8 protein-coding genes are annotated in these 10,684 nt (G+C 71.7%); 3 read left to right on the top strand and 5 right to left on the bottom strand.

What is annotated here, in order from left to right:
* Window positions 1–138 precede the first annotated feature (138 nt).
* Window positions 139–1,371 (bottom strand): ROK family transcriptional regulator, encoded by a 1,233-nt coding sequence (locus ACWCO3_RS24690; protein ID WP_208744933.1) that lies wholly within the window; start codon window positions 1,369–1,371, stop codon window positions 139–141.
* Window positions 1,372–1,449: 78 nt separating this feature from the next.
* Here ACWCO3_RS24690 and xylA point away from each other — a divergent pair, with 78 nt between their 5' ends.
* From xylA to ACWCO3_RS24675, 3 genes are all read left to right on the top strand, one after another.
* A complete protein-coding gene (xylA, locus tag ACWCO3_RS24685) occupies window positions 1,450–2,637 on the top strand; it encodes a xylose isomerase (protein WP_145779259.1) in 1,188 nt (395 codons plus the stop codon).
* Between the two features lie 9 nt (window positions 2,638–2,646).
* Window positions 2,647–4,074, top strand: coding sequence for a xylulokinase (gene xylB / locus ACWCO3_RS24680; protein ID WP_450012270.1), 1,428 nt, complete (start codon window positions 2,647–2,649; stop codon window positions 4,072–4,074).
* Window positions 4,075–4,167: 93 nt separating this feature from the next.
* Complete coding sequence (locus ACWCO3_RS24675) at window positions 4,168–5,622, top strand: MFS transporter (protein WP_357930205.1); 1,455 nt, start codon at window positions 4,168–4,170, stop codon at window positions 5,620–5,622.
* A gap of 131 nt (window positions 5,623–5,753) precedes the next feature.
* Here ACWCO3_RS24675 and ACWCO3_RS24670 read toward each other — a convergent pair whose 3' ends face one another.
* The 4 genes from ACWCO3_RS24670 to ACWCO3_RS24655 form a co-directional block, all read right to left on the bottom strand.
* Window positions 5,754–7,430 (bottom strand): glycoside hydrolase family 13 protein, encoded by a 1,677-nt coding sequence (locus tag ACWCO3_RS24670; protein ID WP_145779261.1) that lies wholly within the window; start codon window positions 7,428–7,430, stop codon window positions 5,754–5,756.
* Between the two features lie 33 nt (window positions 7,431–7,463).
* On the bottom strand, window positions 7,464–8,510 hold the full coding sequence (locus ACWCO3_RS24665; RefSeq protein ID WP_354886292.1) for a LacI family DNA-binding transcriptional regulator: 1,047 nt from the start codon (window positions 8,508–8,510) through the stop codon (window positions 7,464–7,466).
* Between the two features lie 69 nt (window positions 8,511–8,579).
* Entirely contained in the window at window positions 8,580–9,548 is a 969-nt protein-coding gene (locus tag ACWCO3_RS24660) for a carbohydrate ABC transporter permease (RefSeq protein ID WP_145779263.1), read from the bottom strand.
* Between the two features lies 1 nt (window position 9,549).
* Window positions 9,550–10,596: a carbohydrate ABC transporter permease gene (locus ACWCO3_RS24655; protein ID WP_145779264.1), complete on the bottom strand. Its 1,047-nt coding sequence runs from the start codon at window positions 10,594–10,596 to the stop codon at window positions 9,550–9,552.
* Window positions 10,597–10,684: the final 88 nt, after the last annotated feature.

Below are 10,684 nucleotides of genomic sequence, written 5' to 3'. Positions count from 1 at the left end.
GCCTGCGGCGGGCCCGGACGACGACCGGCCGCGTTGGATGTTCGCCCGGATACAACACCGGTATCCGGGCGAACATCCGCCTTGCCGGACCGCCGCCCGGACTCCGCCTCGGCTCGACCGAGGACTTTGACACAGGCCCTAGCGGGCCAGCCAACCGGCGGGCTGGGCGACGATCCGCCGGACGACCGAGCCGGCGGCGCCTACCGCCGCGGCCTCCGCGCCGAGCGTGGACGGCCGGACCGTGACCGGTGACCAGGCGGCGGTCAGCACCCGGTCGGCGATCTCGGCGAGCACCGGAGGGCACAGCCAGGGCGCCAGGGCCGCGTAACCGCCGCCGAGCACCACGGTGTCCAGGTCGAGCAGGTTGACGACGCCGGCCACCGCCACGCCGAGCGCCGTTCCGGCGTCGTGCAACGCCCGCAGCGCGTCGGCGTCGCCGGCCTCCGCCAGCTCGGCGAGCCGTGCCGTCGCGGTGTCCGCCGGAAGCTCCGCCCGCGCCAGCCCGGCAGCGGTCACGATCGCCTCCTGGCCGGCGTACTGCTCCAGGCAGCCCTGCCCGCCGCAGCGGCACGGACGACCCTCGGGGTGCACCGGGAGGTGCCCGATCTCGCCGCTCCAGCCGCGGACGCCGCGGAACAGCGCGCCGTCCAGCACGATGCCCGCGCCGATGCCCACCTCTCCGGAGATGTGCAGGAAGCTCGACGGGCCGGGTGGTCGGGAGTGCAGCTCGCCGAGCGCGGCGAGGTTGGCCTCGTTGTCGACCACCAGGCCGGGCACGCCGGGCACCTGCTCGACCAGCGGAGGGTGCTCGGCGAGCAGGGCGGGCACCGGCACGTCGTGCCAGCCGAGGTTCGGCGCGAGCCGGACCAGACCGGCGTCGTCCACCAGGCCGGGCACCGCGAGCGCGGCCCCGACCAGTGTGAGGCCCTGGTCGGCGGCGTCGTCGCGGGCGGCCCCGGCCATCTCGACCAGCTGTGCCAGCGCGTCGGCGGGGACCACCGGACGCAGGTCGGCCCGGTGCACGGTGCGGTGCCGGACCTCACCCGCGAGGTCCACCACGCAGACCGCCAGGTAGTCGACGTTGACCTCCAGGCCGAGCCCGGCCGGCCCCTGGTCGGCCAGGACCAGCCCGCGGGCCGGACGGCCGGCGCCGGAGCGGGGAGCCGGGTCGGATTCGCTGACCAGGTGGCCGGCGAGCAGGTCCTCGACCACCGCGGACACTGTTGCTCTGGTGAGGCCGGTCGCGGTCGCCAGGTCGGCTCGGGACGGGGGGCGTTCGGCCGCGGCGATGCGGCCGAGCACCAGGGCGAGGTTGAGCTCGCGCAGACTGCCCTGACGGACTGCGCCGGCCGGGGCGTGGGTGAGGCTCACCCCTTGACAGTGCCATAGGGCGGGCAAATAATTCAATGGCTGAACAAATAGCCGACAACACCACCCCGGAGGTTGCTCATGGCACCCCGTCCCACTCCCGCCGACAAGTTCTCCTTCGGGCTCTGGACCGTGGGTTGGCAGGCCCGCGACCCGTTCGGTGACGCCACGCGCCCCGAGCTCGACGCGGTCGAGGCAGTGCACCGGCTCGCCGAGCTGGGCGCGTACGGCATCACCTTCCACGACGACGACCTGATCCCGTTCGGCGCCGACGCCGCAACCCGCGACCAGCACATCGCGCGGTTCCGCAAGGCCCTCGACGAGACCGGCCTGGTGGTGCCGATGGTGACCACCAACCTGTTCACCCACCCGATCTTCAAGGACGGCGGCTTCACCAGCAACGACCGCGACGTCCGCCGCTACGCGCTGCGCAAGGTGCTGCGCCAGCTCGACCTGGCCGCCGAGCTGGGCGCGAGCACCTTCGTGATGTGGGGTGGCCGGGAGGGCTCCGAGTACGACCTCGCCAAGGACGTCCAGGCCGCCCTGGACCGCTACCGCGAGGCCGTCAACCTGCTCACCCAGTACTCCATCGACAAGGGCTACAACGTGCGGTTCGCCCTGGAGCCCAAGCCCAACGAGCCGCGCGGCGACATCCTGCTGCCGACCATCGGGCACGCGCTCGGCTTCATCTCCCAGCTGGAGCACCCGGAGCTGGTCGGCCTCAACCCGGAGGTCGGGCACGAGCAGATGGCAGGGCTCAACTACGCCCACGGCATCGCCCAGGCGCTCTGGCAGGGCAAGCTGTTCCACCTGGACCTCAACGGCCAGCGTGGCATCAAGTACGACCAGGACCTGGTCTTCGGCCACGGTGACCTGATGAACGCGTTCGCCCTGGTGGACCTCCTGGAGAACGGCGGCCCCAACGGCGGGCCGACCTACGACGGCCCCCGGCACTTCGACTACAAGCCCTCGCGCACCGAGGACATGGACGGGGTGTGGGCGTCGGCGGCGGCCAACATGAGCACCTACCTGCTGCTCAAGGAGCGCGCCGCGGCGTTCCGCGCCGACCCCGAGGTCGTCGAGGCGCTCGCCGCCAGCAAGGTCGGCGAGCTGAGCACGCCGACGCTGGGCGACGGCGAGGGCTACGAGGAGTTCCTGGCCGACCGGTCCGCGTTCGAGGACGTCGACGTGGACGCGGTGGCCGCGCGGGGCTTCGCCTTCGTCCGGCTCAACCAGCTCGCCGTCGAGCACCTGCTCGGCGCCCGCTGAGGCCCCGCCATGCCGTTGGTCGCGGGCGTCGACTCGTCCACCCAGTCCTGCAAGGTGGTCATCCGGGACGCGGAGACCGGTGCCCTGCTCCGGCAGGGTCGGGCCGCACATCCGGATGGCACCGAGGTCGACCCGGAGGCCTGGTGGCAGGCGCTGCGTAGCGCTGCCGACCAGGCCGGCGGGTTGGCCGACGTGGCCGCGATCTCCGTCGCCGGCCAGCAACACGGCATGGTGTGCCTCGACGAGGAAGGCCGGGTGGTCCGCCCGGCGCTGCTGTGGAACGACACCCGGTCCGCCGACGCCGCCGCCGACCTCATCGAAGAGGCCGGCGGCGGTGCGGCCGGGCGTCGGTTCTGGGCCGAGGCCACCGGTAGCGTGCCGGTGGCCAGCTTCACCCTCACGAAGCTGCGCTGGCTGGCCCGGCACGAGCCGGAGCAGGCCGCCCGGGTGGCCGCCGTGTGCCTGCCACACGACTGGCTGACCTGGCGGTTGGCCGGCGCGCCGGGGTTGGACGCGCTGCGCACCGACCGGGGGGATGCGAGCGGCACCAGCTACTGGTCGCCGGCCAGCGGCGAATATCGGCTGGACCTGTTGGAGCAGGGCTTCGGGCGGCGACTGATCGTCCCGGAGGTGCTCGGCCCGGCGGACTCGGCGGGGAAGCTCGCCGACGAGGTGGGTGGGTCGGGCGGCGCGTTGCTCGGCGCGGGCACCGGCGACAACGCCGCCGCCGCGCTCGGCGTGGGGGCCGGCCCGGGTGACGTGATCGTCTCCATCGGCACCTCCGGCACGGTGTTCAGCGTCGCCGACGTGCCGGCCGGCGATGAGAGCGGCGCGGTGGCGGGCTTCGCCGACGCGTCCGGTCGCTTCCTTCCGCTGGTCGCCACGCTCAACGCGGCCCGGGTGCTGGACGCGGCCGCCACGATGCTCGGCGTCAGCCTGGACGAGTTGGCCGAGTTGGCGCTCTCCGCGCCGGCGGGTGCGGACGGGCTGGTCATGGTGCCCTATCTGGAGGGTGAGCGGACACCCAACCGGCCGCTCGCCACCGGGGCGGTGCACGGTCTGACCCTGCGTACGTCGACGCCCGCGCACCTGGCCCGTGCCGCCGTGGAGGGCATGCTCTGCGCGCTCGCCGACGGTCTGGACGCGCTGACCGCACAGGGCGCCACGGCCCGCCGGGTCATCCTGGTCGGCGGCGGGGCCAGGTCCGCCGCGGTGCGTCGGATCGCTCCGCAGGTCTTCGGCTGCCCGGTCGTCGTCCCGCCGGCGGGGGAGTACGTCGCCGACGGCGCCGCCCGGCAGGCCGCCTGGGTCGCCCTGGGTGGTCCGACGCCGCCGGTCTGGGCGGTCGAGGGCACCGAGGAGTACGCGGCCGAGCCCGTCCCCGCCGTTCGTGAGCAGTACGCGGCGGCCCGTGGACTGGTGCTCGACCGCCGCTGACCGTCGGGATCGACGCGGGTGGGTGCCCGGGAAAGCTGACCGGCACCCACCCGCGTGACGACCTCCTCAGCCGCGTCTGGTTGGCTGCCGGTCATGACGGTGACCAGTGGCGGGCCCGGCCGGGGCGGGCAACAGCCCGGCCGACGCCCGCACGGCTGGGGCGGCGGCCCGGCGCACCGGCTGTACAGCGTCGTGGTGTTCGTGCTGCTCGCCTCACTGGACAACGTGGCCATCGGGCTGGTCCCGCCGCTGTACGGCCCGATCTCCGACGCGTTCGACGTGTCGGGGCGGCTGCTCGGTCTGGTCACCGCCGTCAGCTTCCTGGTCAGCGCGGTGGCAGCCGTCGGCTGGGCGTACGTCGGCGACCGGACCAACCGTAAGCCGCTGCTCATGGTGGGCACTCTGTTGTGGGCGGCGGGTACCGGCGGTAGCGCGCTCGCCGGCGGTTACCTGACGTTCTTCACTGGGCAACTGGTCGCCGCGGTCGGCCTCGGTGCGGTCGGCTCGGTCGGTTTCTCGGTGGTCACCGACCTGATCTCACCGACCCGGCGCGGGCTGGTGATGAGCTTCTGGGGGCTTTCCCAGGGGATCGGCACCCTGGCGGGCACCCTCCTCGGAGGGCTGCTCGGCGCGACGGACTGGCGGCGGCCGTTCCTGATCCTGACCGGCGTCGGCCTGGTCGCCACAGTGGCCTACCTGTTCACCTACGACATCCGGCGCGGCCAGAGCGAACCGGAGTTGGCCGACCGGCTGGACGCCGGCGCCGAGTACGACTACCGGATCAGCCGTGCCGACCTGCCGCGCATCCTGGCCCGACGCACCAACCGGTGGCTGATCCTGCAGGGCCTCACCGCACAGGCCGCCTTCGGGTCCCTGGTGTGGTTGCCGGTGCTCTTCGCCGAACGAGCCGAGGCCCAGGGCTACTCGTCGTCCACGGCGGTGGTGGTGGGCAGCGTCTTCGCCACGCTGTTCCAACTCGGCGGGGTGCTCTCCATCGTCGGTGGGCTGGTCGGCGACGCGCTGCAACGGCGTACGCCGAGAGGTCGCGCCCTGGTCGCCGCGGTCGGCATCCTCGCCGCGTTGCCGTTCTACCTGGTGTTGTTCTTCGTCCCGGTGACCATCGACGTGCCGGACGGCGCGAGCGGCGGCGCGGTGGTCGGCGCGGTGCTGTCCAGCGTCTTCACCGAGCCGTCGGTGGGGCTGAGCCTGCTCACCGCGATCGTGGCGCTCGCGCTGACGTCGGCCAACTCGCCGAACTGGTTCGCGCTGATCGCCGACGTCAACCCGCCGGAGCACCGGGGCACTGTCTACAGCCTGGGCAACCTGGTCAACGGGGTCGGTCGGGCGGCCGGCAACGGGCTGGTCGGGGTGGCGTTCCAGGGGCTGCGCGCGGCATTCCCGCCGCCGTTGAACTTCGCCGTCGGGCTGGCCGCGTTCCAGCTCTTCTTCATTCCCACGGGTGTCATGTACTGGCTGGCCTCGCGAACCTCACCGGCGGACATCGAGAACGTGCACGACCTGCTGCACACCCGAGCCGACCGCCTCTGACTCCCACGCGCCGCGCCCGCGCGTCCCACGCCTCAAGATCCGCGCAACATCAGGGAAAGTGCTGCCTCGGGCGAGCAGGAGGGGCCAACATCCCTGATGTTGCGCGGATCTTGGCCCCTCAGCGGCTCGGGTCAGGCGGTGCGCAGCCAGACGGTCACGTCGGTGGGGACGGCGCCGTCGTCTTCCAGGGGAGCGCTGCTCGCTAGCACCTCGGCATCGGTCGGTACCGGCACCGGGGTCTCGCCGAAGTTGGTCAGCACGGTCAGCTCGCCGTTGCGGAAGGTCAGCACCTCGTCGCCGGAGGACAACCATTCAAGGGTGCCGCGACCCAGCCCGTGGGCGCGACGCAGCCGCAGCGCCGTGCGGTACAGCTCGTACGTCGAGCCGGGCACGTCGCGCTGGCGGTCCAGCGCGTACTCCGCCCAGAGCGACGGCTGCGGCAGCCAGCTCGCGTCGGTGGGCCCGAAGCCGTACGACGGCGCGTCGGCCTCCCACGGGATCGGTACCCGGCAGCCGTCCCGGCCGCGCTGGGTGTGCCCGGTGCGTGCCCAGGTCGGGTCCTGCCGGGCCTCGTCCGGCAGCGTGGTGTGCTCGGGGAGACCCAGCTCCTCGCCCTGGTAGAGGTACGCGGAGCCGGGCAGGGCGAGCATCAGCAGCGTGGCTGCCCGGGCCCGGCGCAGGCCGAGTGCCGCGTCCGGCTGCGGGTCGCCGATGCCGATGCCGTTGGGGCGGCCACCGCCGATCGCCAGGCCGAGGCGGGACGCGTGCCGCACCACGTCGTGGTTGGACAGCACCCAGGTGGTCGGCGCGCCGACCGAGTCGGTCGCCTCCAACGAGCGGGTGATCACCGCGTACTGGGCCGGTGCGGTCCACGCGGCGAGCAGGTACTCGAAGTTGAACGCCTGGTGCATCTCGTCCGACCGCACGTACCGGGCCAGCCGCTCGGCCGGTTCCACCCATGCCTCGGCGACCAGCACCCGCTCGCCCGGGTAGCTGTCCAGGACCTGCCGCCACTGCCGGTAGATCTCGTGCACGCCCTCCTGGTCCCACATCGGTGGGCGCGGTTTGTCGATCTCGTTGCCGGAGAGGATCTCCTGCGGTTCCTGCCAGTCGGCCAGGTCGGCCTGCTTGACCAGGCCGTGCGCCACGTCGACCCGGAAGCCGTCCACCCCACGGTCCAACCAGAACCGCAGCACGTCCAGGAACTCCGCGTGGACCTCCGGGTTGTCCCAGTTGAGGTCCGGCTGGCCGGTGTCGAACAGGTGCAGGTACCACTGGCCGGGCTGCCCGTCCGGGTCCACCGTGCGGGTCCAGGCGGGGCCGCCGAAGACGCTCTGCCAGTCGTTCGGCGGCTGCTCGCCGTCGGGGCCGAGACCGTCACGGAAGATGTACCGGGACCGTTCCGGGCTGCCGGGCGGGGTGGGCAGGGCCTCCTGGAACCAGCGGTGTGCCGAGGAGGTGTGGTTCGGCACCAGGTCCACGATCACCCGCAGGCCGCGGGACCGGGCTTCGGCGATCAGCTTGTCCGCGTCGGCGAGGCTCCCGAACAGCGGGTCGACGTCGCGGTAGTCGGCCACGTCATAACCGGCGTCGGCCTGCGGCGACGGGTAGAACGGGGAGAGCCACACCGCGTCCACGCCCAGCTCGACCAGGTGGTCGAGGCGGGCGGTGATGCCGGGAAGGTCACCGATGCCGTCGCCGTCCGAGTCGGCGAACGAGCGGGGATAGATCTGGTAGATGGTCGCCTCGGTCCACCAGCCGGTGACCGGGTGACCGGAGGGGGTCTGCTGCGTCGGATCGGTGTTCAGGGTCTTCTCCCGTGTCGCGCTGTGGTTAGGTTTTCAGTGTGCCCGTGGTGGTGCTGTCGACTCCCGGACCACCAGCCGAGTGGGCAGGATCACCGATGTCTCGCAGTCGGCGCTCTGCTGACCCGGGATGGGCCCCGGGGGTCGGGCTTCGAGTGGGTCGAGCAGCATCCGGGCGGCCAGTCGGCCCTGCTCGGCGGCGGGCTGGGCGATGGTGCTGAGCCCGAGCATGCCGGCAAGGTCGTGGTCGTCGATGCCGATGACGCTGACGTCCTGTGGCACCCGCAGTCCGGCGTCGCGCAGCGCTGTCATCGCGCCCATCGCCATCTCGTCGCAGGCGGCGACGATGGCGGTCGGTGGGTCACCGCGGGCCAGCAACTCGGCGGTGGCCCGGGTGCCGCCGTCGATGGTGAAGGTGGACTCGACGTCGAGGCTCGGATCGGGCCGCAGGCCCGCGGCCCGCAACTCCGCCTGGTAGCCCCGGCGGCGGTCGAGGTGGGTCGTGAACGCCAACTCGTCGTCCGGGTCACCGGAGATGTGCGCGATCCGGTGGTGGCCGAGGTCGATCAGGTGTCGGGTGGCGGCCCGGGCGGCGGCCACGTCGTCGATGCGTACGCACGGCCAGTTGGGCACCCTGCTTCCCGAGCTGATGGTCACCCCGGGCAGTTCCAGGGCGGCCAGCGCGGTCAGGTCGGCCGGCCGCAGTGGGGTGGCGACCAGCATGATGGCGTCCACCCGCTTGTGCAGGTTGGCGGTCCGCAGGACCCGCTGGCGGACCTGTTCCCGACCACCCAGGTTGTAGAGCAGCAGGTCGTAGCCGGACTGGTGGAGGTATTCCTCGACCGCCTCCACAATGGTGCTGAAGAACCAGCGGGTGATCCGGGGAACCACCACGGCGACGGTGCCGGTCCGGCCACCGGCGAGCCTGGACGCGCTCGGCGACACCTCGTAGTCGAGCTGCTCGGCGGCGGCGAGCACCCGGCGTCGGGTGGCGGCCGAGACCGTCGGCAACCCGCGCAGGGCCCGCGAGACGGTGGCCGTGGACACGCCGGCCAGCCGGGCCACATCATCAATCTTCGTCACGGTTTCCCCCGCTCGGTGCCCGGCGCGCCCGCCGCCGCCCGAGGGGCCAGGCGGCGGCGGGCAAGCGGGTCAGCCCTTGACGCTGCCGGCGAGCAGACCTCGCACGAAGAAACGCTGCAGGGACAGGAAAACGATGAGCGGTACGACGATGGAGACGAACGCGCCGGCGGTGAGTCGCTGCCACTCGTTGCCCCGGGTGCCGGCCATCTCGGCCAGCCGGACGGTGAGCGGGGCGGTCTCGTTGCCGCCACCGGCGAAGATCAGCGCCACCAGCAGGTCGTTCCAGACCCAGAGGAACTGGAAGATGCCGAACGCCGCCAGCGCCGGGGTGATCAGCGGCAGCACGATGGTCCGGAAGATCTTCGGGTGGGTGGCGCCGTCGACGCGGGCCGCCTCCATCAGGTCCGAGGGCAGTTGCGAGACGAAGTTGTGCAGCAGGAAGACGGCGAACGGGAGCGCGAAGCAGGTGTGCGCGAACCACACCTGGGCGAACTTCTGTTCGTCGACCAGGTCCCAGGCCGGCATCAGTGTGACGCCGCCGAGGGTGACACCGGTGGAGAAGAACTTCAGCAGCGGCACCAGGGCCATCTGCAACGGGACGATCTGCAAGGCGAAGATCGCGATGTAGAGCCAGTCCCGGCCGCGGAAGTTGATCCATGCCAGCGCGTACGCGGCGAGGGCCGCGAACGCGAGCGGGAAGAGCACCGACGGGATGGTGATGGCCAGCGAGTTGATGAAGTAGCTGGCGAGCTGCCCGGAGGACGACGACCGTCCGAACAGGACCTGCTCGTAGTTCTCCAACGTGAACTGCGGGTTGGTGAACGCGGTCCACCAGCCGGTCGTCTTGATCTCGTCCTCGGGCCGGATGGAGGAGATGAACAGGCCGAAGGTCGGGACGGTCCAGACCACCGCGATGACGATCGAGACGAGCGTCGCGGTGCGGCTGTTGAGCCGCTTGCGGACCCTGCCGGCCGTGCTGGACGGGGTGCCGGCGGTCTTCTGTGTGCCGGCGGCGACGGTGGGCGTTGCGGTGGTCATCTCAGCCCTCCCGCTGCTGACGGAGGTTGCGGATCTGGTAGATCACGACCGGGATGACCAGGATGAACAGGAAGACCGCCAACGCGGAACCCTGCCCGTTCTGGCCGTACCGGAACGCCTGGTTGTACATCTCGCTGGCGATCACGCTGGTGTCGTAGTTGCCGTTGGTCGAGGTCCGGACGATGTCGAAGACCTTGAGCGTGGCGATCGTGAGGGTCACCACCACGACGATCAGGGCCGGCCGGATGCTCGGCATGGTGATCTGCCAGAACATCTGCCACGGGCTGACCCCGTCGAGGCGGGCGGCCTCCACGATGTCGCCGGGGATCGCCTTGATCGCGGCGGAGAGCACCACCATGGCGAAACCGGCCTGGATCCAGACCATGATGACGATGAGCAGGAGCGTGTTCAGCGGTGATTCGAGCAGCCACTGCTTCGGCTCACCACCGAGGCTGACCACGATCTGGTTGAGCAGACCGATCTGGTCACCCTCGCCCCGGTAGGCGTAGACGAACTTCCAGATGATGCTGGCGCCGACGAAGGAGATGGCCATCGGCAGGAAGATCAGTGACTTGGCCACCGCCTCGAACCGGGCCTTGTCCACCATCACGGCGTAGAGCAGGCCGAAGCCGGTCGCGACCAGGGGGACGAGGAGCACCCAGACCAGGGTGTTGATCAGAACTCGGACGATCGAGTCGTCGGAGAACATCCAGCCGTAGTTGCGCAGCCCCACCCAGTTGGTGCTGCTCCCGTCCATCAGGGAGAGCAGCATGGTGCGGATGGCCGGCACGACCAGGCCGATGAGGAGCAGCAACAGCGTCGGCAGCAGGAAGAAGAGCGCGAAGAGGCCCTCCCGCGGCTTGGTCCGGCGGGGGAGCGGGGCCCCACCCGCCGAGGCGGCGACGAGTTGCGCCTCCCGTCTCCGGGCGAACCAGGCCGGCACGACGTCGAGCAGCAGGAGCAGACCGCCCACCACCACCACGAAGGCGACCAGCCCGTACATCAGCATGAGGAGCTTCGGCTGCTCATCGGCGAAGTCGAACCCCATCAACCCTCCCTCTCGGGTCCACCTCGGCCGGTGGCCCGGCCCGCGCCACCCCGGCCGGCCCCCGCCCGGAAACCAGAAGGCAGCACGC

This window comes from Micromonospora sp. NPDC002411, assembly GCF_053592955.1.
This window is presented reverse-complemented; position numbering and strand designations above follow the sequence as displayed.

Bases quoted from the DNA above. Each gene is read 5' to 3' on its own strand.
- xylA (WP_145779259.1), top strand. From the start codon at position 1,450: ATGGCACCCCGTCCCACTCCCGCCGACAAGTTCTCCTTCGGGCTCTGG.
- xylB (WP_450012270.1), top strand. From the start codon at position 2,647: ATGCCGTTGGTCGCGGGCGTCGACTCGTCCACCCAGTCCTGCAAGGTG.
- ACWCO3_RS24675 (WP_357930205.1), top strand. From the start codon at position 4,168: ATGACGGTGACCAGTGGCGGGCCCGGCCGGGGCGGGCAACAGCCCGGC.
- ACWCO3_RS24660 (WP_145779263.1), bottom strand. From the start codon at position 9,548: ATGACCACCGCAACGCCCACCGTCGCCGCCGGCACACAGAAGACCGCC.
- ACWCO3_RS24655 (WP_145779264.1), bottom strand. From the start codon at position 10,596: ATGGGGTTCGACTTCGCCGATGAGCAGCCGAAGCTCCTCATGCTGATG.